The sequence below is a fragment of the Aminobacter sp. Y103A genome (genome assembly GCF_030294925.1).
GTDB classification, from domain to species: Bacteria; Pseudomonadota; Alphaproteobacteria; order Rhizobiales; family Rhizobiaceae; genus Aminobacter; species Aminobacter ciceronei.
This window is the reverse complement of record NZ_AP017986.1, coordinates 5,383,507-5,404,611: the sequence shown is the minus strand read 5'-3', so window position 1 is coordinate 5,404,611 and position 21,105 is coordinate 5,383,507. Positions and strand designations below refer to the sequence as shown.

23 protein-coding genes and 1 pseudogene are annotated in these 21,105 nt (G+C 64.0%); 14 read left to right on the top strand and 10 right to left on the bottom strand.

The window, feature by feature from the left end; all coding sequences use genetic code 11:
- Positions 1–83 precede the first annotated feature (83 nt).
- From Amn_RS26535 to Amn_RS26515, 5 genes are all read left to right on the top strand, one after another.
- Positions 84–938 (top strand): glycosyltransferase family 25 protein, encoded by an 855-nt coding sequence (locus Amn_RS26535; RefSeq protein ID WP_067956119.1) that lies wholly within the window; start codon positions 84–86, stop codon positions 936–938.
- Complete coding sequence (locus Amn_RS26530; RefSeq protein ID WP_067956121.1) at positions 938–1,387, top strand: DUF3052 family protein; 450 nt, start codon at positions 938–940, stop codon at positions 1,385–1,387. The genes Amn_RS26535 and Amn_RS26530 overlap by 1 nt, the downstream gene beginning before the upstream one ends.
- A 10-nt stretch (positions 1,388–1,397) precedes the next feature.
- Positions 1,398–2,177, top strand: coding sequence for a succinate dehydrogenase iron-sulfur subunit (locus Amn_RS26525; protein ID WP_067956123.1), 780 nt, complete (start codon positions 1,398–1,400; stop codon positions 2,175–2,177).
- A gap of 95 nt (positions 2,178–2,272) precedes the next feature.
- Positions 2,273–2,911: a YceH family protein gene (locus tag Amn_RS26520; protein ID WP_286293903.1), complete on the top strand. Its 639-nt coding sequence runs from the start codon at positions 2,273–2,275 to the stop codon at positions 2,909–2,911.
- A 70-nt stretch (positions 2,912–2,981) separates the two neighbouring features.
- Positions 2,982–3,815, top strand: a complete 834-nt coding sequence (locus Amn_RS26515; protein ID WP_286293900.1) for a nucleotidyltransferase domain-containing protein — start codon at positions 2,982–2,984, stop codon at positions 3,813–3,815.
- A gap of 145 nt (positions 3,816–3,960) precedes the next feature.
- Here the strand turns inward: Amn_RS26515 and Amn_RS26510 are convergent, their stop codons facing one another.
- Both Amn_RS26510 and Amn_RS26505 read right to left on the bottom strand, forming a co-directional pair.
- The gene (locus tag Amn_RS26510) at positions 3,961–5,079 is read right to left on the bottom strand and encodes a Glu/Leu/Phe/Val family dehydrogenase (RefSeq protein ID WP_286293896.1); all 1,119 of its coding nucleotides are present in this window, start codon (positions 5,077–5,079) and stop codon (positions 3,961–3,963) included.
- Between the two features lie 285 nt (positions 5,080–5,364).
- Positions 5,365–5,517 carry a hypothetical protein gene (locus Amn_RS26505; protein WP_169808298.1) on the bottom strand — a complete coding sequence of 51 codons (153 nt, stop codon included), beginning with the start codon at positions 5,515–5,517 and terminating at the stop codon, positions 5,365–5,367.
- A 185-nt stretch (positions 5,518–5,702) separates the two neighbouring features.
- Between Amn_RS26505 and Amn_RS26500 the strand changes: the two genes are divergently transcribed.
- On the top strand, positions 5,703–6,677 hold the full coding sequence (locus Amn_RS26500) for an AraC family transcriptional regulator (protein ID WP_154386729.1): 975 nt from the start codon (positions 5,703–5,705) through the stop codon (positions 6,675–6,677).
- Positions 6,678–6,719: 42 nt separating this feature from the next.
- On the opposite strand, the gene Amn_RS26495 is transcribed toward Amn_RS26500, so the two are convergent.
- The gene (locus tag Amn_RS26495; RefSeq protein WP_154386728.1) at positions 6,720–7,145 is read right to left on the bottom strand and encodes an OsmC family protein; all 426 of its coding nucleotides are present in this window, start codon (positions 7,143–7,145) and stop codon (positions 6,720–6,722) included.
- A 190-nt stretch (positions 7,146–7,335) separates the two neighbouring features.
- Here Amn_RS26495 and Amn_RS26490 point away from each other — a divergent pair, with 190 nt between their 5' ends.
- On the top strand, positions 7,336–7,692 hold the full coding sequence (locus tag Amn_RS26490) for a YciI family protein (RefSeq protein ID WP_067956131.1): 357 nt from the start codon (positions 7,336–7,338) through the stop codon (positions 7,690–7,692).
- A 33-nt stretch (positions 7,693–7,725) separates the two neighbouring features.
- On the opposite strand, the gene Amn_RS26485 is transcribed toward Amn_RS26490, so the two are convergent.
- Entirely contained in the window at positions 7,726–8,988 is a 1,263-nt protein-coding gene (locus tag Amn_RS26485; RefSeq protein ID WP_154386727.1) for a ubiquinone biosynthesis hydroxylase, read from the bottom strand.
- 93 nt (positions 8,989–9,081) lie between these two features.
- Here Amn_RS26485 and Amn_RS26480 point away from each other — a divergent pair, with 93 nt between their 5' ends.
- The 3 genes from Amn_RS26480 to Amn_RS26470 all read left to right on the top strand — a co-directional run bounded on the left by Amn_RS26480 (position 9,082) and on the right by Amn_RS26470 (position 11,927).
- The gene (locus tag Amn_RS26480) at positions 9,082–9,954 is read left to right on the top strand and encodes an acyl-CoA thioesterase (RefSeq protein ID WP_067956138.1); all 873 of its coding nucleotides are present in this window, start codon (positions 9,082–9,084) and stop codon (positions 9,952–9,954) included.
- Between the two features lie 221 nt (positions 9,955–10,175).
- The gene (locus tag Amn_RS26475; RefSeq protein WP_055975214.1) at positions 10,176–10,514 is read left to right on the top strand and encodes a P-II family nitrogen regulator; all 339 of its coding nucleotides are present in this window, start codon (positions 10,176–10,178) and stop codon (positions 10,512–10,514) included.
- A gap of 30 nt (positions 10,515–10,544) precedes the next feature.
- Positions 10,545–11,927, top strand: a complete 1,383-nt coding sequence (locus Amn_RS26470) for an ammonium transporter (RefSeq protein WP_154386726.1) — start codon at positions 10,545–10,547, stop codon at positions 11,925–11,927.
- Positions 11,928–12,087: 160 nt separating this feature from the next.
- Here the strand turns inward: Amn_RS26470 and Amn_RS26465 are convergent, their stop codons facing one another.
- The 3 genes from Amn_RS26465 to Amn_RS26455 form a co-directional block, all read right to left on the bottom strand.
- Positions 12,088–12,894: a sulfotransferase family 2 domain-containing protein gene (locus Amn_RS26465; RefSeq protein ID WP_067956139.1), complete on the bottom strand. Its 807-nt coding sequence runs from the start codon at positions 12,892–12,894 to the stop codon at positions 12,088–12,090.
- A gap of 186 nt (positions 12,895–13,080) precedes the next feature.
- The gene (locus Amn_RS26460) at positions 13,081–13,500 is read right to left on the bottom strand and encodes a hypothetical protein (RefSeq protein WP_067965950.1); all 420 of its coding nucleotides are present in this window, start codon (positions 13,498–13,500) and stop codon (positions 13,081–13,083) included.
- A 132-nt stretch (positions 13,501–13,632) separates the two neighbouring features.
- Entirely contained in the window at positions 13,633–13,884 is a 252-nt protein-coding gene (locus Amn_RS26455) for a DUF1344 domain-containing protein (protein ID WP_083948380.1), read from the bottom strand.
- A 253-nt stretch (positions 13,885–14,137) separates the two neighbouring features.
- Here Amn_RS26455 and Amn_RS26450 point away from each other — a divergent pair, with 253 nt between their 5' ends.
- From Amn_RS26450 to Amn_RS26440, 3 genes are all read left to right on the top strand, one after another.
- A complete protein-coding gene (locus Amn_RS26450) occupies positions 14,138–16,798 on the top strand; it encodes a DNA translocase FtsK (protein WP_067956141.1) in 2,661 nt (886 codons plus the stop codon).
- Between the two features lie 118 nt (positions 16,799–16,916).
- The gene (locus tag Amn_RS26445) at positions 16,917–17,573 is read left to right on the top strand and encodes an outer membrane lipoprotein carrier protein LolA (protein ID WP_286293869.1); all 657 of its coding nucleotides are present in this window, start codon (positions 16,917–16,919) and stop codon (positions 17,571–17,573) included.
- 185 nt (positions 17,574–17,758) lie between these two features.
- Positions 17,759–18,565: an exodeoxyribonuclease III gene (locus Amn_RS26440; protein WP_067965952.1), complete on the top strand. Its 807-nt coding sequence runs from the start codon at positions 17,759–17,761 to the stop codon at positions 18,563–18,565.
- Between the two features lie 164 nt (positions 18,566–18,729).
- Here the strand turns inward: Amn_RS26440 and Amn_RS26435 are convergent.
- Together Amn_RS26435 and Amn_RS26430 are read right to left on the bottom strand one after the other, a co-directional pair.
- Positions 18,730–19,183 (bottom strand): annotated as a pseudogene (locus Amn_RS26435) (cyclic nucleotide-binding domain-containing protein).
- A 126-nt stretch (positions 19,184–19,309) separates the two neighbouring features.
- Entirely contained in the window at positions 19,310–19,993 is a 684-nt protein-coding gene (locus tag Amn_RS26430) for a response regulator transcription factor (protein WP_067956144.1), read from the bottom strand.
- 211 nt (positions 19,994–20,204) lie between these two features.
- Between Amn_RS26430 and Amn_RS26425 the strand changes: the two genes are divergently transcribed.
- A complete protein-coding gene (locus Amn_RS26425) occupies positions 20,205–20,672 on the top strand; it encodes a L,D-transpeptidase family protein (RefSeq protein ID WP_286298193.1) in 468 nt (155 codons plus the stop codon).
- 84 nt (positions 20,673–20,756) lie between these two features.
- Here Amn_RS26425 and Amn_RS26420 read toward each other — a convergent pair whose 3' ends face one another.
- Positions 20,757–21,008 (bottom strand): hypothetical protein, encoded by a 252-nt coding sequence (locus Amn_RS26420; RefSeq protein WP_246670868.1) that lies wholly within the window; start codon positions 21,006–21,008, stop codon positions 20,757–20,759.
- Between the last annotated feature and the right edge of the window lie 97 nt (positions 21,009–21,105).

The following is a 21,105-nucleotide window of genomic DNA, read 5'->3' as shown; positions in this document are numbered from 1 at the left end:
GCTTGCGCGCGCGCCGACAAGCGCTTGGAGAATTGGCGCTTGGAGCATTGGCGCTGGGAGAACTGGCGCCGGGAGTGCCGGCGATGAGCGAACTCGCTTTCTTCGCCATCAATCTCGACCGATCGCCGCATCGCTGGGCGGAAATCCAGCGGCTGTTCGGCTCGATGCCTTGGCCGCTCGAACGTGTCGCCGCAGTCGATGTGCGCAACCCCGACGAGGTGCTGGCGGTGCGCGGCCAGAAGCTTGATATGCCGCCCAACGGCATCGGCTGGAATCCGCTGCGCAACCGCATGTTTGCGCTGGTCGAGGAAGCATGTTTTGCCAGCCACATGCTGGCGCTGAAGGCGTTCCTGGAATCCGGCCACGACCACGCGGTGATCCTGGAAGACGACGCGGTACCGCTCGACGGTTTCGCCGAGACGATGCGCCGGCTCCTTGCCAGCGGCATCGCCTTCGACATCGTCAAGATGGAAGGCATCGTCCGCAGCGGCGGCAGGCTGTCCGTGCCGGTGTCCGACCTGGGGGCTGCGAAGCTGGTGCGTTCGCTGCGCCCGTCTTCGGGTGGCGCCGGTTATCTGGTGACGCGCAAGGCTGCCGGGCAACTGCTTGCCAGGGCCGGCAAGCTGGCCGTGCCGGTCGACGATTTCATTTCCAATGCCGGGCTGCATGGCTGCGACGTGATGCACACTTCGCCCTGGCTGATCGCACAGGCCGGTGCCGACACGACGATGGGCGAACTCAGGACGCCGCACCGCCACGTCAAACGGCGTGACCCGTTCCATTTCCTTCAGCAGGGGCTGGTGCGCGGCAGGCTCAGGATCCAGCTCTGGCTCAACGCCATGCATGGTTCGCCGCTGTCGCTGTTCGGGCTCTACATGGCGCCATGGTCGCCCGTCGATGTCGGCCAGCAGATGCGTCGGCTGGCGGTGCAGGCATGATGGCCGCGACCTTGCCCGATGCAGGTTATTCGGCTGTGCCGCTTGCGGCCAAGCTCGGCCTCAAGGACGGCCAGAGCGTGGTCTTCGTGAACCTGCCTGGCGACCTCCGGGGGCTGGCAACTGCCTGCGACTTCGCGGCTGTGGCGCAGACCGACTGGGCAGCCCTTGGCGCAACGGGCGAGCGGCATGACATCGTTCATGCCTTCACCGGCAAGCGCGCCGATCTCGAAGGTCATGTCGAGACATTCAAGAAGATGATCGCGCCCGACGGCGCTGTCTGGATCTCCTGGCCCAAGAAGGCAGCGAAGATCGCCACCGACATCACCGAGGATGTCATTCGCGACGTCGTGCTGCCGACTGGGCTGGTGGACGTAAAGGTCTGTGCCGTGGATGCCGTGTGGAGCGGGCTCAAGCTCGTCATCCGCAAGGAACTGCGTGCCAAGCTGTGAGGAACCGATCGTGGTCGAACTAACACTCCCCAAGAACTCGCAGATCAAGCAGGGCAAGACCTGGCCGAAGCCGGAGGGTGCGACCAATCTGCGCGAGTACCGGATCTACCGCTGGTCGCCCGACGATGGCGAGAACCCGAGCATCGATACCTATTTCGTCGATGTCGACGATTGCGGCCCGATGGTGCTGGACGCGCTGCTTTACATCAAGAACAAGATCGACCCGACGCTGACTTTGCGCCGCTCCTGCCGCGAAGGCATCTGCGGCTCCTGCGCGATGAACATCGACGGCTCGAACACGCTGGCCTGCACCAAGGGCTGCGACGACATTTCGGGCGCGGTGAAGATCTACCCGCTGCCGCACATGCCGGTCGTCAAGGATCTGGTGCCCGACCTCACCAACTTCTACGCCCAGCACCGCTCGATCGAGCCGTGGCTGAAGACGGTGTCGCCCGAGCCGGCGAAGGAATGGCTGCAAAGCCATGAGGACCGCCAGAAGCTCGACGGCCTCTATGAATGCATCCTGTGCGCCTGCTGCTCGACCTCGTGCCCGAGCTACTGGTGGAACGGCGATCGCTATCTCGGCCCGGCCGTGCTGCTGCAGGCCTATCGCTGGCTGATCGACTCCAGAGACGAAGCCAAGGGCGAGCGCCTCGACAATCTCGAGGATCCGTTCCGGCTCTATCGCTGCCACACGATCATGAACTGTGCCCAGACCTGCCCCAAGGGTCTGAACCCGGCCAAGGCGATCGCGGAGATCAAGAAAATGATGGTGGAGAGGCGCGTTTAGTTTCGTCGATCGGTTTTGGTTGCGCGCCTGTACCGGCGCGGCAGCCGAAATAAGGAAGATGATGGTTGAACGCCGGGTTTGAGGCGATAGCTGATATGACGGACACGGATCTTCCCCATCTCACCCCGGCCGAAGTGCGCGTGCTCGGCTGTCTGATCGAGAAGAAGGAACTGACGCCTGACGTCTATCCGATGACGTCGAATGCGCTGGTTGCCGCGGCCAATCAGAAGACCTCGCGCGAGCCGGTCATGGCCCTTGAGATGGTCGACGTCGTCAGGACGCTTGGCACGTTGCAGTCGAAGGGACTGGCGAAGCAGCAGTTCGCCTCGCGCGTCGAGCGCTACGAACACCAGATGGCGCAGAAATTCTCGCTGACGCGCAACCAGAGCGCGCTGATCGGCATGCTTTTGCTGCGCGGTCCCCAGACCGTCTACGAGTTGCTCGCTCGCACCGAACGCATGGCGAATTTCGCCGATGCCGACGCCGTGCGCAGCGAGCTCGACATGCTGATTGGCCGCCGGCCGGCGCTGGTCAAGGAAATCGGCCGTGCCCCCGGCCAGCGCGAGGATCGCTTCGCCCATCTCTTGTCAGGCGATGTCGAGGCTGCCGCGATCGTCGCGACGAGCCGGGCACCGAGCGCCTCACCTGTTGTCTCGGAACTCGAGGAACGCGTCCGGCTGCTGGAAGAGGAAGTGGCGGCGCTGAAGGCGCGGCTCGACGCGGTCGGCGCATAGGCCAAGGCGGGAACGATCGACCTTGATCCCTGAGACCTGCTATAGCGCTAGGCTATAGTCGGCGCGTGGGGTGGCAGGTTTGATCGATCGGCATTTTCCAACATCGATGGATCGGACAATTGTAGCCGGGATCGACGGCCGTTTGGCCGACATCAAACGTCATCACAACGTATCGATCCCGTTGGCCGTCGAAAGCGGAAGTCGAGCCTGGGGTTTTCCGTCGCCAGACAGCGACTACGACTGCCGATTCGTGTTTGTCCGGGCAGTCAGCGAGACTTTCACGCTGTTCCCCGAACGCGATGTCATCGAAACGCCGCTCACTCCGATCCTTGACGTCAATGGTTGGGAGCTGTCCAAGGCGCTGAAACTCCTTCTCAAAGGCAATGTGGTGGTGGTCGAGTGGCCGACATCGCCCTTGGTCTATCAGTGCAATTCCGATTTTCGTGCGGCCTTCCTGGAGATTGCTGGCGAAGTGGCGGATCGCAGTCTGACAGCTAGGCACTACTACCACCTTGCGGCGAACCACCTCGATCGCTTCCTGTCTGCCGAGGAGGATGTGCCGCTCAAGAAGCTTTTTTACGCCCTGCGTCCGCTCATGGCGCTGAAGTGGCTGGAAGAGAACCCAAATTCCGTGATTGCGCCGATGAACTTCCCGAGTCTGTGCGCGGGCGTGCCGCTGGAGCTATCGGTCGTGGATACCATCAATGAGTTGATGGCGCGCAAAGCGGAAACGCGCGAACTTGGCAACGGCCCAATACCCCTGCCTATACGTGCGTTTCTGACAGCGGAATTCCCACGAATGCAGTTTTGGAAGGATGGGGTGCAGGAGCGTCGTCCTGGCAGTGAACGACTGCTTGATGCATTCTGGCGCGAATGGACCCACAGGCTCGCCCCGGGCGAATGACCTGACAGTCTGACGTTGTGAAGGAGAACGGCCCGGTTGCGGAAGCAGCCGGGCCGTCTTTGCTTTGGGCGGTGCCTGCGAGGGCCAGCCCTCATCCGCCTACCGACACCTTCTCCCCGCCAACGGGGAGAGGGGAGCTAATGGCCTACTTCCTCGCAGCTTCGACGATCTCCCGGGCCATAGCCTCGGCGACGGCGTCGGTGGTGCGGCCTTCGCTGTCGGCGCGCTGGAAGATGGCCGACAGCGTGTCGGCGATGCGGGCGACGCGCGGGGTGACGGTTGCGACGTCGTAGCCGCCTTCGGCCATCTCGGCGGCGACGTTGATGACGCCGCCGGCATTGATGACGTAATCGGGGGCATAGAGGATGCCGCGCGTGACGAGGCGCTGCCCGTCCTCGGCGGTAGCCAGCTGGTTGTTGGCGGCGCCGGCGACGATCTTCGCCTTGAGCAGCGGAATGGTGTCGGCAGACAGGATGCCGCCCAGTGCGCAGGGCGTGAAGATGTCGACGTCGGCTGCGATGATCGCATCGCCTGACACGACGGTTGCGCCGAAGGTCTCGGCGGCGCGGGCGGTTCTGACCGCATCGAGATCGCAGACTGTCAGGACGGCACCTTCGGTGTGGAGCTTCTGGCACAGCGACCAGCCCACCGAGCCAAGGCCCTGGACGGCGACGCGGACGCCAGCAAGATCGTCGCTGCCGGTGCTGTGGCGCAGGGCCGCCTTGAGCCCGACGAAAGTGCCTTCGGCGGTGAAGGGCGAGGGGTTGCCGCTGCCGCCTTTGGTGGTGCCGCTGACATTGGGCGCGCGCTCGGCGAGGAAGTCGGCGTCGGCGAGCGTCATACCGACGTCCTCGGCGGTGATGTACTGGCCCTGAAGCGTGTTAAGCATCTCGGCATAGGCCTCAAGCATGGCCGGCGTCTTTTCGGTTTTGGCGTCGGCGATGATGACCGCCTTGCCGCCGCCGAGCGGCAGGCCGGCGATGGCCGACTTGAAGGTCATGCCGCGCGACAGGCGCAGCGCGTCGATGATGCCGGATTCGAAGCTTGTGTGCGGCCAGATGCGCGTGCCGCCGAGGGCGGGCCCGAGAACGGTGGTGTGGACCGAGACGATCGCGGTCAGCCCGCGTGCCGTGTCGCGACCGAGCCAGACCTGCTCGTGATGGTCGAAGCCTTGGAGATGACGAACGTCTGCGGTGATGTCGGTGATTTCGAGCGTCGTCGCGACCGATGGCTGCGGATGACGCGGTTCAAGGACGTTCAGCATGAGGGTTCCTCCCGGGTGCGCTGGTCCCCTCGAAAGTTAAACATTTTCGGCGATTTTTGGTTTCGAAGACGGGGCGCCGCGCGACTGCCCGTTGCGCGGTGCCGCTTTGCCGCGCAACAAACGCAAAACACGGAGTGCGCGGAAGGAGGGTGGCCGGACGCGGGTCTGCCCCCACGCGCCCGGCCTGCCGGCTGGTCGGAATGCCACTGCCCTGGCACTCCTTGCAGCCAGACTCCGTCAGCCGCCGGCGTTGAGCGCCGGCGTTTCAGGACCTGTCCTTGCGGATCAGGCCTCCGGTTCGCTGTTCTCCTTCGGCTGCCGCTTGTCAGCCGGTTCGGGGAGCTTGCCGCCGAGCGCCATGGGGGCGAGGAAAGCGCGCGGGTTGAAGCCGGCCGCGGCAAGAGCCGCGAGCGTCTTCCAGACTTGCAGGCGGTACATGTCCGTTACCTCGTTCGCTGGACTGACCACTTCGATTCGCGAGCGCAAACTAGACGGGCGAGCAGTGCCGTTCTTGGACTGCGCGGCCCATTCTCAGGGTTTCGGCGGTACGGGCTTGACCTATTCATCCGCGCGAAATAGAAGGAGTGTCTGCCCGCCTTGGTTGTGTATCGTTGAGTAGACCAATGACGAATCCTGACGGGCAGAATGCCTCCTTTCGCGTGCTGACAGACGACCTCCCCGCGCAGGAGCGGCTTGCCGTTCTGCGCGAGGTCTATGGCCGCACCATCCTCAATGCCGATCTCGAGCCGTTGGAAGGTGCGCCCGTCCACATGGACATGCGGGTGCGGCTGCTGCCGGGCGTCGGCATCGCCACCGGCTCGGCGTCGCCGATCAAGGTCGGCATCGGCAAGGAGATGATCGACAATGACGATGTGATCCTGCTCGCCGCTCTGTCGGGCGGCAGCCACATGCAGGTCGGCGGCCAGGACGAAAGCATCCGTCCGGGTTGCGCGATGTTCGTGCCCGGTGGGCGGGTCGGCGCCAATATCACGCGGCCGGGCTTCACCTATGTCAACCTGCGCTTCGACAGGAAAGCGCTGCAGCCGCTGCTCGGCGACGTCTCCGCAATGATGATGCGGCCGATTCCGATCAGCCAAGGGCCGATGCAGTTGTTGATCACCTATGCCACGGCGCTGCAGAAGCTGGACGAGCCGCTGCCGGGCAACATGGCGCGCATGGTGGCGAGCCATCTGCTCGACCTGACCGCGCTGACGCTTGGAGCCGAGCGCGACGCCGAACAGGTGGCGCTGGGGCGTGGGCTGCGAGCCGCCAGGCTGGCGGCAATCAAGTCGGACATTTCGGCGCGCGGCGACCTGCGCGGACTGTCGGCCGAGGCGATCGCGGCCGAGCACAAGCTGTCGCCGCGCTATGTCAGGAAGCTGTTCGAGAGCGAGGGGCTGTCCTTCACCGAATTCGCGCTCGGCCAGAAGCTGAAGCGAGCGCACCGCATGCTGGCCGACCCGCTGTGGGCGCAGCGCAGCATCACCGACATCGCCTATGAGGCGGGCTTCAACGATTTGTCGTACTTCAACCGGGTGTTTCGCCGCCGCTTCGACGCGACGCCGTCCGAGGTGCGGGCGGATGGACTGGCCGCCTGAGGCGGCGAGGGCGCCGATGCCTGACCGGCGCCCAGAGTGTCGTTAGGCGAGGCTGGCGGTCAGCGAAACCTTGATCGCACCGAGCGCCTTGGAAACCGGGCAGTTCTCCTTGGCCTTGGTGGCGAGTTCCTGGAACTTGGCATTGTCGATGCCGGGCACGGTGCCGACAAGCGTCAGCGCGCTCTCGGTGATGCCGGTGCCGGGGATCAGCGTCACCACCGCCTTGGCGTCGAGCTTGTCGGCGGGCGTGCCGTTTTCGGCGAGGAAGTGCGACAGCTGCATGGCGAAGCAGCCGGCGTGGGCGGCGGCGATCAGCTCCTCGGGGTTGGTGCCGGACTTGCCGGTTTCGTCCTCGAAGCGGGCCTTGAACGAATAGGGTTGGCCCTTGATCGCGCCGCTCTGGGTGTCGAGCGTTCCCGAGCCTTCCTTCAGATTGCCTTTCCAGACGGCGTTGGCGCTGTGGTTCATGACGTTCTCCATGATTTCTGACGGGGCCAGGTGCGGCAACCGGGTGAGACTATAGCGCCGCCCGGCGTACCCGCCAGCGTTCCGTCGTCGGGAAAGCAAACATCGCGCGAAAAAAGTCTTGCGCCGAAGTGTCTGCTTGTCTTCGCCAGCTGCGTCCTTGTGGCGTAAGGTCAACCCAGGGAGATCAACCGTGAAATATGCCTGCCTTGTCTATCTCGAAGAAGGCCTGTTCGGGACGCTGTCGCCTGAACAGAAAGAGAAGCTCGACACAGACTCGTTGGCCTATGACAGGCATCTCGAAGCCAAAGGCAAGCTGATCGCGGCCGAGGCGCTGCAGTCGGTGAGGGCGGCGAAGACGGTCACGCGACGCGCCGGCAAGCGGCTGGTGACCGACGGGCCGTTCGCAGAGACCAAGGAACAGCTGATCGGCTTCGTGATGATCGAGGCGACCGACCAGGACGAGGCCCTGGAGATCGCCTCGAACATCCCGCTGGCGGCGATGGGCAAGGTCGAGGTCAGGCCGATCTACGACATTCCCGGTGCTTGATGCTGTAGCTGGCTGGATGGCGAACTGCCGCCGTCAGATCGCCTCGCCCTTGAGCAGGCGCGGGGTTTCGCCTGTCAGGCCTGAGGCCTGGCGGATGAAATAGTCCTTGAGCCGGGGCACGCGGTCGACGAGGCCGAGGCCGATGTCGCGGATGGCACGGACGGGCGCGATGTCATTGGAGAACAGCCGGTTGAGCACGTCGGTGGTGATGCCCATGCGCACGGTGTCGAAGCGGCGCCATTGCTCGTAGCGCTCGAGCACGTCGATCGCGCCGATGTCCTGTCCCAGGCGATCGGCCTCGACGATGGTTTCGGCAAGCGCTGCGGCATCCTTGAAGCCGAGATTGAGGCCTTGGCCGGCGATCGGGTGGATACCGTGGGCGGCGTCGCCGGCAAGCGCGAAGCGGGAAGCGACGAAGGCGCGCGCCAGGGTCAGGCCGAGCGGCCAGGCACGCGGCTTGCCCTCGACGCGGATCTCGCCGAGCTTCAGGCCGAAACGCTGTTCGAGCTCTATCTCGAAGACGAACGGGTCGCCCGCAACCAGCTTGTCGGCGTCCTCGGTGCGTTCGGTCCAGACGATGGAGGAGCGGTTGGTGCCGTCCTTGGTCGGCTTGAGCGGCAGCGTGGCGAAGGGGCCGGCCGGCAGGAAATGCTCCTCGGCGCGGCCGCCATGCGGGCGCTCGTGGATTACGGTGCAGACGATGCCGGACTGGCCGTATTCCCAGCGCACGGTCTTGATGCCGGCCATGTCGCGCAGCCTGGAGTTGACGCCGTCGGCAGCGATGAGAAGGCGCGTGTCGATGCTGATACCGTCGGCGAGATGGACCTTGGCCCCGGCGGTGCCGGCCTCGAAGGCCTGGACGGCGACGCCTTCGATGATGTCGATACCGAGCTCGGCGGCGCGGCGGCGCAGGGCGCCGTTGAGCAGCCGGTTCTCGATCATGTGGGCGAAGGGCTCGCCGGCGCCGATCTCGCCGTCGAAGGTGAGGAACACCGGACGGACCGGATCGGCACTCTTCGAATCGGTGATGATCATGTCGGTGATCGCCTGTGCCTCGGGTGCGATCTCTTCCCAGCAGCCGAGCTGGTCGAGCATGCGGCAGGCAGCAGCCGCGATGGCCGAGGCGCGGCCGTCCTTGCGCCAGACCTCGGCGGGAGCCGCGTCGACGATGGCGATGTGCAGATTGGGTCGTGCCTGCTTGATCGAAACGGCGGTGGCGAGGCCGACATAACCGGCGCCGGCGACGAGCACGTCGAGCTGTGTCGATTTCTTGTCGTCAGATTCGCGCGTGACCATGGCGGCGTCCTTTACGGCTAGGCTTCCCGCCTTGACTCGACGGGGGCTTCCTGCTGGAAACCGGAAATACTTCGTCCCGAAAAGGGGAAAAGCATGCCGGCCGGAATACAAGAGCTTCTCAGCATTCTCAATCTCGAGAAGCTGGAACACAACCTGTTCCGTGGTCGCAGCCCGCAGGTTCAGTGGCAACGCGTGTTTGGCGGCCAGACCATCGCCCAGGCGCTGGTGGCGGCACAGCGCACCGTCGAGCCGGACCGGCACGTGCATTCGCTGCACGGCTACTTCATGCGCCCCGGCGACATCACCGTGCCGATCATCTACGAGGTCGACCGCATCCGCGACGGCGGCAGCTTCACCACGCGGCGCGTGGTGGCGATCCAGCATGGCCACGCGATCTTTTCGCTCGAAGCGTCGTTCCAGGTCGAGGAGCAGGGCTTGGAGTACCAGATGCCGATGCCGCTCGACGTGCCGCCGCCGGAAGAGCTCAAGTCGCAGCGCGAGCTGCTGGCCGAGGCCACCCATGTGCCCGAGCAGATCAGGTTGTTCTGGGCCAAGGAACGGCCGCTGGAGCTGAGGCCGGTCTATGCCGAGCATTATTCCAGCCGTGACAAGCTGCCGCCGCTGCAGAAGGTGTGGATCCGCCTGACCGGCCCGGTGCCGAACGACCGGGCACTGCGCTGTGCGGTGCTTGCCTATCTTTCCGACATGACGCTGCTCGATACGGCAACCTTTGCCCATGGCCGTGGCATCTTCGATCCCGACATCCAGGCGGCGAGTATCGACCACGCGATGTGGTTCCATCGCGAGCATGCGCTCGACGGCTGGCTGCTTTACACCCAGGACAGCCCTTCGACTTCGGGTTCGCGCGGCTTCACGCGCGGCGCGCTCTATGCCCAGGACGGCACGCTGGTCGCTTCGGTGGCACAAGAGGGGCTGATCCGCCTGCGGACAAAGCCTACGAAATAGGCATTTTGGCTATTTTGCACATTTTGTGAGCAGGTGCTTTGCTGCACCTGCGAAGGATGTCGTCTGCGCGCAGCGCATTTTCATTAAATTTCAAATGGTTGGCTTGTGCTGGGGCAAACTGGCATGGAGCTTGAATAGCCTTGGTCACTCACCGGTGGTCTTCGGGTCCGCTGGCGACGTCTGCAACGCGGGGGACCCGCATCAGAAAGGGGTGAAACCTGATGAAAATCGTGATGGCCATCATCAAGCCGTTCAAGCTCGACGAGGTGCGCGAAGCGCTCACCAATGTCGGCATCCAGGGCCTGACCGTCACCGAAGTAAAAGGCTATGGGCGGCAAAAGGGACATACCGAGATCTACCGCGGCGCCGAATATGCCGTGAGCTTCCTGCCCAAGATCAAGATCGAAGTCGCCGTCTCGACCGACCTCGTCGACAAGGCCGTGGAGGCGATCACCGGGGCCGCCAAGACCGGCCAGATCGGCGACGGCAAGATTTTCGTCTTCGGCATCGACCAGGCCGTGCGCATCCGTACCGGCGAAACCGACACCGACGCGCTCTGAGCAGGCCAACCAATTCTCATGGAGACCTCAATGCAAATTCCAACCTCATTGAAGACGGCGGCGCGGACGGCCCTTGTCGGCACGCTCGCACTGACCGCCCTGGGAACGGTCGCAGCCTTCGCCCAGGAAGCCGCACCTGCGGCGGCAGATGCCGCGGCGGCCGCGCCGGCGCCCGCCGACGTCATGGAAAAGGGCGACGTCGCCTGGATGCTGACCTCGTCACTCTTGGTGCTGTTCATGGCACTGCCGGGCCTGGCGCTATTCTATGGCGGCCTGGTGCGCGCCAAGAACATGCTGTCGGTGCTGATGCAGTGCACGATGATCGTGGCGCTGGTGATCGTGATCTGGACGTTCTGGGGTTACTCGATGGCCTTCGGCGACGCGCCGAGCCCGTATTGGGGCGGCCTCGGCAAGGCATTTTTGGCCGGCGTGACGCCCGAGAGCATGGCGGCGACCTTCACCAAGGGCATCGTCATCCCCGAATACGTCTTCATCGTCTTCCAGATGACCTTTGCCTGCATCACGCCGGCGCTGATCGTCGGCGCCTTTGCCGAACGCATCAAGTTCTCGGCCGTGCTGCTGTTCGTCGCGCTGTGGGTGACGGTCGTCTATTTTCCGATCGCCCACATGGTCTGGGATTCGGATGGCCTGATCTATGGCTGGGGCGCACTTGATTTCGCCGGCGGTACCGTCGTGCACATCAATGCCGGCATCGCCGCCCTGGTCGGCGCCCTGGTGATCGGCAAGCGCACGGGCTACGGCAAGGACAACATGGCCCCGCACTCGATGACGCTGACCATGGTCGGCGCCTCGATCCTGTGGGTCGGCTGGTTCGGCTTCAATGCCGGCTCGAACCTCGAAGCCAATGGCGGTGCGGCACTTGCGATGATCAACACCTTCACCGCCACTGCCGGCGCGATCCTCGCCTGGGTGATCATCGAAGTGGTTGCCCGCGGCAAGGCGTCGATGCTGGGTGCTGCTTCCGGCATGGTTGCCGGCCTCGTCGCGGTGACGCCTGCCGCCGGCTTCGTCGGTCCGGTCGGCGCCATCGCACTCGGCGCCATCGCCTCGGTGATCTGCTACTTCTTCGTGGCGGTGGTGAAGATCAAGCTCGGCTATGACGACTCGCTCGACGTGTTCGGCATCCACGGCGTCGGTGGCATTGTCGGCGCCATCGGCACCGGCGTGTTCAACGCCAAGGCGCTCGGCGGCATCGGCTATGGCGAAATGTCGATCGGCGGCCAGGTCTGGACGCAGTTCCTCGCTGTCTCGGTGACCGTCATCTGGTGCGGCATCGGCTCGCTGGTACTCTACAAGCTGGTCGATCTGCTCGTCGGCCTGCGCCCGACCGTCGAAGCCGAACGCCAGGGCCTCGACCTGACCTCGCATGGTGAAGTGGCCTACCACTCCTGATGCCTGTTGGAGCGCGGTCCTCCCCCTAGGGATCGTGCTCCGGCGCGCGCGGCCGACGCCCTGGCCGCGCAACATCCTCCCTAATCCGTCGTGGCCGCCCTCAAGGCAGCTGCGCTTTGAGGCCCGGAGCAATCCGGGCCTCCTTTTTTGTCTGGAGTTGTTAGTCGGCCTTGGGCAATGCCGGATCGAGCGGACGCTTGCTCAGGAAATTGCGCAGGTTGCGCGGCGTGCGGGGATAGCTGTCGCCCTCATATTTCGCCGGGTCGCGATAGACGCTCAGTGTCGATGGATCGCGGCGCGTGCCGCGCGGAATGGTGCCCCAGCGGCCGGCGTCGTAGAGGTCGACGAGGAAGGCGTAATCGTAGCGGCAGAAGCGCAGCGCCTTGGCGAGTGCTGCCGGCGACAGGTCGGACGGGCTGGCCTGGCCGCTCGAGACGTGGATGTGCGGCATCGACACATCCTGGCCGACGATCTCGCTGATATAGGCCGCGACCTGGTCGATCTTCTCGAGTTTGAACACCCGGTCGAAGAGGAAAAGGTTGCTGCCGAGAAAGTAGCGCGGCGAGGCGACATGAAAGCGGACGTCGGCGCAGATGCGGCAATAGTCCTCGACCCTGAGGATGAAGGTCTCGAGGTCCGGTTCGAGCGACAGGCCGAGCTCGCGGGCCAGCGGGCTGTCGGCTTCATCTGACGTCAGCAGGCCGGCTTTGACGACGCGGTCGGAATAGGCCGACAGCAGCCGCTCGACCGGGTCCCTGACGATGGTGAAGGGCTTGGCGTCGGCATTGTGCATCGGGCGAAACGGATCGACCAGATTGGTGCCGAGGTGGTGGTGGACGTCGTCGTCGGGATTGTCGAGCGCCTGATGCGCGCCGGCGACCTGCATGAGCAGGTACTTGACGCTGCTGCTGCCACTCTTGGGTACGGGATAGTAGGTGGCGTCGAAGAATCTCAATCCTGTCGGCATCTGGCTCCTGGCTTGAATCCGAGGGGGCAAAGCGACGGAGGTACGTCGCGCGATCCGGGTCGTTACCTGGTCAATCGATTATATGTGTACATGCTAATGTTTCTACCCGATGGCAGCAGGCGTAGCGTCCACCGGGGCCCGAGCCAGCCGGGCCCTTGGCTGGATTCTGGAGTGCCTTGCGCGCCTTCAGGCGAAGAATGCCCGGATGCGCGTCCACATGCTGATCGCTGCCCGGACACGGCGGGCGGCACTTGCACCCCTGACCGCATCGCCGAAATGGCAGTAGCAGACGATGTTGTGCAGCTGCCGGTCGGACAGCTCGAAGAAGCGCTTGGCTGCGCCGTAGCTGTCGTCTTCAAGGCCGGCTGCCCGGAAGGCAGGGTCCTCGAATGCAACGGTAATAGGCGAGCCCGGTACGCGCATGGCGAGCCGTTCGGCGCGCGGCGCGTATTCGGTGCCGGAAAGTGTGCCGAGGCGCCGTTCCGGCTGATCTTCGAGCAGTTGCGCCCAGCGCTCGAGACGCTCGGTACGCGTCATCGGCAGATAGGGGCTGAGCGGCTGGATGTCTGCGAAGGCCTGCAGTTGCTCGATGCTATGGTGCTTCATCGCTGCCTCCATTAGGTTTTCCTAATATGGAAAACTATGGCGCTGCGGTCTCTGCGGCAAGCCTGTTTTGAACCGGAAATGCAAAAACCCCGCCCTGTCTGGACGGGGTTTCTGCGAGCCAGGTCGGGGTCGTTACATCGCCGACGTCATGACGGCGGTCACCTTGGTGGCATCGTCATCGGCAACGGTAATCGACACCTTCATGCCTGCCGCCAGATCGGCGGGAAGTGCCACGTCAGCCGGGACGGTGTAAGTCTTGCCGTCCTCGAGCGTGATCACGCGGGTGTCCTTGTTGAACTCCTTGACCACGCCGTCGGCCGAAGCTGCCCAAGCGGCGCCAGCCATCAAGGCTGCCGCACCCAAAGCCAAAATGAGCTTTCTCATTTCTTTCTCCTCGTTTCTGGTCCCTTCCGGCAGACCCAACGCCACGGAGACAGGATGGTTGCATCAAAAATGCCTATGCCGGGGAGGAGTGACGCGTTGTTTGCCGCCGCTCGCGGAAGCGTCCAAGGGGCTGTTGCGTGAACAATGGCTTAACCTTAATGCCGCCTTAACCTTCGCCCCGATAGTCTGGCAAACGAATCTGCCCGCCATGCGTCCGCATGCGGGCCACGGCATCAATGGACGGGGACGAGGCATGCGTTCTGGGGTTTCCTCACCGCTCGCGCTGACCGAGACGGGGCACGGCATTCAGGCATTCGCGCGACGGCAGGCAGGCCGCGCGGCGGGTCTGGGCCTGTTTGCCTTCGTGGCCTTCGGGCTGGCGGCGCTCGGCACCTGGAATGTCGCCGACCCGAGCTTCAGCCATGCCACCGACAATCCCGTCACCAACGCCATGGGGTATCCGGGTGCGGTGTTCGCCGATCTCGCGATGCAGTTCTTCGGCCTTGCCTCGGTCGCTGCCCTGATGCCGGCGGTGATCTGGGGCGTGCTGTTCGTCACCGCGCGCGGCGTCGACCGCATGCCCAAGCGCGGCCTGGTCTGGTTCGGCTCGGCACTTCTTGGCGCGGCCATTGCCGGCTGTGTCGGCGCACCGCCGACCTGGCCGCTGCCGACCGGCCTCGGTGGCGTGTTCGGCGACATGGTGCTCAAGGTGCCGGGGCTGTTCATCGGCGGCTATCCAACCGGGCTGATCGCCACCGTCATTGGCGTGTTGCTGATTGCGCCGGCGATCTGGCTGTTTGCCTTCGGCGCCGGCCTGCTCAACCGCGAGAACGGCTTTGCAGTGGTCAATCCCAAGCCCAAGCCCGACATGCGCGAGCAGGACTTCGCCAGCTTCGACGACGAGGACGAGGACGAAAACGAGGGCGTGCTGGCGCTTGGCGCCATCGCCCACTGGTGGTTGTCGGCCAGGGCATGGATGCGCCGTCGCGCCGCCAAGCGGCGCGAGCTGGAAGGCTACGACCTGCCGCCGGTCAAGCGCGAGAGCGCCTGGCGGCAGGCGGCCGAGCGCGTCGAATCGGCCGAGCGCGCCGAGCAGCGCGTTACGACAGGCGGCCGCGCCCGCGTCGAACCTGAATTCTTTGCCCAGATGGTGTCGGAGCGGACGGTTTCGATAGACCCCAACGACCAGGATGTCTTCGGTGACGACGACGACATGGACATGCCGCCGGTGTCATCAGAGCGCCGGGGCGCCAATGCCCAGGTGCAGAATTTCCGCTCGCCGGAGGCTGGATCTCCCGCCGTGCGTGTCGCAGCACCTGCCCCCCGGCCGGCACCAGGAGCCCGTGTCCAGCGCGAGGCCCAGACCACGCTGATCGGCACCGAGACATTCGAGATGCCGTCGCTGCATTTCCTGGCCGAGCCCAAGAACGTCGTGCGTGACGCCTCGCTTTCCAAGGATGCGCTGGAACAGAATGCGCGGCTGCTGGAAGGCGTGCTCGAAGATTTCGGCGTCAAGGGCGAGATCATCCATGTCCGTCCCGGCCCCGTCGTCACGCTCTACGAACTGGAGCCGGCGCCCGGTATCAAGTCGAGTCGCGTCATCGGCCTCGCCGACGACATCGCCCGCTCGATGAGCGCGATTGCCGCCCGCGTCGCGGTGGTGCCGGGGCGCAATGCGATCGGCATCGAACTGCCGAACGCCAAGCGCGAAACCGTCTATCTCCGCGAGATTCTGGCGAGCCGCGACTTCGAGACGACCAAGTCGAAGCTGGCGCTGGCACTTGGCAAGACGATCAATGGCGAGGCCGTCATCGTCGACATCGCCAAGATGCCGCACGTGCTGGTCGCCGGTACCACCGGCTCGGGCAAGTCGGTCGCCATCAACACCATGATCCTGTCCTTGCTCTATCGGATGACGCCGCAGGAATGCCGCCTGATCATGATCGATCCGAAGATGCTGGAACTGTCGGTCTATGACGGCATCCCACATCTTCTGACCCCTGTCGTCACCGATCCAAAGAAGGCCGTGGTGGCGCTGAAATGGACGGTGCGGGAGATGGAAGACCGCTACCGCAAGATGTCCAAGGTCGGTGTGCGCAACATCGACGGCTTCAACGCGCGCGTCAGCCAGGCGGAAAAGAAGGGCGAGCAGATCTCGCGTACGGTGCAGACCGGCTTCGACCGTCAGACCGGCGAGGCGATCTACGAAACCGAAAATCTCGATCTGGCGCCGCTGCCCTACATCGTCGTCATCATCGACGAAATGGCCGACCTGATGATGGTCGCCGGCAAGGACATCGAAGGTGCGGTCCAGCGCCTGGCGCAGATGGCGCGCGCGGCCGGCATCCACGTGATCATGGCGACCCAGCGTCCGTCGGTCGACGTCATCACCGGCACCATCAAGGCCAACTTCCCGACCCGCATATCGTTCCAGGTGACGTCGAAGATCGACAGTCGCACCATTCTCGGCGAGCAGGGCGCCGAACAGCTGCTCGGCATGGGCGACATGCTCTATATGGCCGGCGGCGGCCGCATCCAGCGCGTCCATGGCCCGTTCGTCGCCGACGACGAGGTCGAGAAGGTTGTTGCCCATCTCAAGCTGCAGGGCGTGCCGGAATATCTCGACGCCATCACCGAGGATGACGGCGAGGACGAGGACGAGCCGTCGGGCAAGGGCGGCGGTAATGGCGGTGGCGGCAATTTCGAGGATTCGGACGATCCCTACGACCAGGCGGTATCGGTGGTGCTGCGTGACGGCAAGGCGTCGACCAGCTACATCCAGCGCCGCCTCGGCATCGGCTACAACCGCGCGGCGTCGATCATCGAGCGGATGGAGCAGGAGGGCATCGTCGGTCCGGCAAATCATGCCGGCAAGCGCGAGATTCTGGTGCCGACGGAAGACGACAAGATGTAGGATCGGGGAACTGGCGATCACGTTTTCGCGTTCAGTGCGCGAGGCCGTGAACCATGTCAAACTTCAGCCCTACTAAGTGCCGATACAACCGTCGAACTTGAATGAGAGAGTAACCGGCATGAACGATATCCGCACTCCGACCCGCCGACGCCTGCTCGGCTTCGCGGCCGCGATCGCGCTGACCGCGACGCCGCTGGTGGCCTTCAATGGCCCGGTACAGGCACAAGGCTCCGATGCCGCCCAGCGCATCGCCGATCATTTCTCGAGCGTGCGCTCGATGTCGGGCGAGTTCGTGCAGTTTGGTCCGCGCGGCGAACAGACCGGCGGCAAGTTCTTCCTGCAGCGTCCGGGAAAGATCCGCTTCAACTACGAGGCACCGTCGAACTTCAAGGTGATTTCCGACGGCCAGTCGGTGGTCATCCTCAACTCGAAGATGCGCACCTCCGACCTCTATCCGCTGTCGAAAACGCCGCTGAAGCTTTTGCTCGACGAGCGCATCGACCTCAGCGGCAACAAGGTCAAGAGCGTCACCGAAGAGGACGACCTGACCACCATCAAGCTGTCGGACAAGCAGGTCTTCGGCAATTCGACCATCACCATGATGTTCGACCCCAACACCTACGAACTGCGCCAGTGGACGATTACCGACGCCCAGGGCAAGGACACCACCGTCATGGTGTTCAACGTCAAGCAGGGCGGTTCCTTCCCGGGCGATACGTTCAAGATCGACTACAAGCTCAATCGCGAGCTGAATGCGCAGAAGAAGGGCGACTAACAGGCTGCCCGCCAACTCTACCTTGCCGGCCATCTGGCGCGGCAAGCTAGGTGCGCGGCCTCATTCGCTGGACTGCCCGGCTTAGTTGTGGACATCGGCGGCACGGGCGCCGCATCGGGCATCGTGCCTTGTCATCGCAGGTCCGTGCTGGCAGGTTCCGCCGCAACCTGTTGCCGGAACCTGCCATGCCCTTTTCCATCGCCACCTGGAACATCAACTCCGTGCGCCTGCGCATGCCGCTGGTCGAGCGGCTGCTGAGCGAGCAGGCGCCTGACGTTTTGTGCCTGCAGGAGACCAAGTGTCCCGACGACCAGTTTCCCTCGGCGGCGTTCCGCAAGGCAGGCTACGAGCACATCGCCTTCCATGGTCAGAAGGGCTACCACGGCGTCGCCACTGTGGCGCGGCGGCCGCTGGAGATCGTGGAGAAGCGGCGGTTCTGCGAGATCGACGACAGTCGGCATTTGTCGGTGCGCTTCGAGGCCGGCGGCAAGAAGGTGACGCTGCACAATTTCTACGTTCCGGCCGGCGGCGACGAGCCGGATGTCGAGATCAATCCGAAGTTCCGCCACAAGCTCGGCTTCGTTTCGGAGATGAACGCCATCCGTGCCGACCATGACGAAGGTTCGGCTTCGGTGCTGGTCGGCGACCTCAACATTGCGCCATTGGAGCACGACGTCTGGTCGCACAAGCAACTGCTCAACGTCGTCAGCCACACGCCGGTCGAGACCGAGAGTTTCGAGGCGATGCGCAAGGCCGGCGAATGGGTCGATCTGATGCGGCTCAACGTGCCCGACGACCAGAAGATCTACACTTGGTGGAGCTATCGGGCGAAGGACTGGGAGACCTCCAACCGCGGCCGACGGCTCGATCACGTCTGGTCCTCGGCCAATCTTGCGCCCAAGCTTGCCGGCATCGACATCCTGAGCGCCGCCCGCGGCTGGGAACGGCCGTCGGATCATGTGCCAGTCATAGCGCGCTTCGACCTCGACTGAGGGATTCTGGTGAGGCCGGCCTGCAAATGGCGGCTTTCTGCGCTTCCGGTGCTCACGGACCTGAATGTCCGCTCCGCTCCGGTACTCGGAATCCATCATTTTCGGCTCGGCCTGGCCCGATCCGGCCGTGCCCAGCTGGCCGAATTGAATTGACGGCTGGCCGACTACTTCCCGAATCGCGGCGCCATGCTTTCGATGCGGGCGATCATGTCCTGGAGGTCTTCGAGGATGTGCTGGTGCAGCCGCTCTGCGAGTTCGGGGTATTCCTCGAGGATGCGGTGGAACATTTTGCGGTTGAGCCGGATGATTTCCGAATCGATGGCGGCAGCGGCACTGGTCAGGCGCCTGGTGTCGGCGATGAGGGCGAGCTCGCCAAGCATCGAGCCGGCCGGCGGAGCCAAGATCGGCGCGCACGCCGTCGGTCTCGCGGTAAAGCGCAATACGTCCCGATATCACGACATAGGCCGAATCGGCCTCGTCGTCCTCGCGGTAGAGCTTGCGATCGGCGGGGAGGTTCACATTCTCCGCACCGAAGGCCAGCAAACGCAGCTGTTCTTGTGTGAAGCCCTCAAACAGCCTCACGCCGGACAGGATGCGGATGTCGTCATCCAGCGCCATTATGTCCCCGACTTCTCAGACTGGCTCCCCTCCCGTTGTTAGCCGGTTCCCCGTTCCAAACTAACAACATATTCCGCTTATCCCCCCGAAAACCAAAGCTGATTTTGGGGCGATTCAGCAAACCAGTCAGGGGACCAGCTTGTATCCGCCGCTTTCTGTCACAAGAATTTCAGCATTGGAAGGATCGCGCTCGATCTTCTGGCGCAGCCGGTAGACATGGGTTTCCAGCGTGTGGGTCGTGACCCCCGAATTATAGCCCCAGACTTCCTCGAGAAGGACGTCGCGGGTGACCACTTTCTGGTCGGCGCGGTAGAGATACTTGATGATCGAGGCTTCCTTTTCGGTCAGCCTGACCTTGCCGCCGCGGGCGTCGATGAGAAGCTTCTGGCTCGGCTTGAACGTATAAGGCCCGACCGAGAAGGTGGCGTCCTCACTTTGCTCGTGCTGGCGCAGCTGGGCGCGGATGCGGGCGAGCAGGACGGCGAAGCGGAACGGCTTGGTGACATAGTCGTTGGCGCCGGCTTCGAGGCCGAGGATGGTGTCGGAATCGGTGTCGTGGCCGGTCAGCATGATGATCGGCGCCTTGTAGCCGCCCTTGCGCAGGATCTTGACCGCCTCGCGCCCATCCATGTCGGGCAGGCCGACATCCATGATCAGCAGGTCTATGAGGCCGGCGCGCGCCGCGTTGACGCCCTTGGCCGCCGTCGCTTCCTCAAGGACTTCGAACTCCTCGTAGAGCGCCAGCTGTTCGACCAATGTGCTGCGCAGATCGTCGTCATCGTCGACGATGAGGATAGTGCGTGAGGTCATGGATCAATCCGTTGTTTCAAAATCAGTATTCAGTTGACCGCGGCAATCGAATGCGGAAGCTGATCGCCACAACTTTCAGCGGTAGTGATTTGTTCCGCAAGGCGATCATACAAGAAAAATCAAAGGCGTAATTGGGGCGGGTGCATTTTTGCGAAAAGGCATTTCGACAATCGTCGTGCGGGCCAAGCCCGGCGACCCGACCAAGGGGCTGATGCAGGTCGGCGGGCTGGTGTTTCCCTGCGCGCTGGGGCACGGCGGCATCACCGCGAGCAAGCGCGAGGGCGACGGCGGCACGCCGCTGGCGTCGATGCGGCTGTTGTCGGGCTATTTCCGCCGCGACCAGTTCGTGGCGGGGCAGAGCCGCCTGCCTATGAGCCCGATCGGCGCCGATCTCGGCTGGTGCGAGGTGCCGGACGACCGCAACTACAACAGGCCGGTGAAGATACCTTACGGCGCCAGCCATGAGCGGATGAAGCGCGACGACAACCTCTACGATGCTTGCCTGGTGCTCGACTGGAACATCCGGCCCCGCCGGCGCGGGCGCGGGAGCGCTATCTTCTTCCACCTGGCGCGGCCGGGTTTCACGCCGACGCAAGGCTGCGTCGCGGTCACGGCGCAGGTGATGGCGCGGCTTCTGCCGCAACTGTCGCGCCGGACCGTGCTGAAGGTGGTGCGCTAGTCACTGCACAGAAAGCGGCCCGAAGATCGGGAGACATGATCCTCGGGCCGAGCGTGCTCCCAGAGTGAGCTTGGGAGATGGGAATCAGTGACGGTTCAGGCGGCGGGGCTGCTGCCAGCCGATGTCGAGCAGGCCGAGACGGCCGAGATCCGCATCGACGGCCCTGGCGATATCCTTTTGGGCGATACCGGTGTCGCGGCGATAATGGTCCGACAGCTCGGCCGCATCCTGCGGCGCCGGCACGTTGAGTGCTGCCCGCATCTGGCGAAGCCAGTCGAAAACCGGCTGCAGCCGCGACGGCTGGACAAAGGTGGTTCTCAAGACAGCGGTGGACATGGTCATTTCCGTTTCGTCCGGACATCAAATCCGGTTTGACATTGGTTGAACTGGGCTCATGATGCAGTGCTGAAAGGCAAAAGAGAAACGAGTAGTT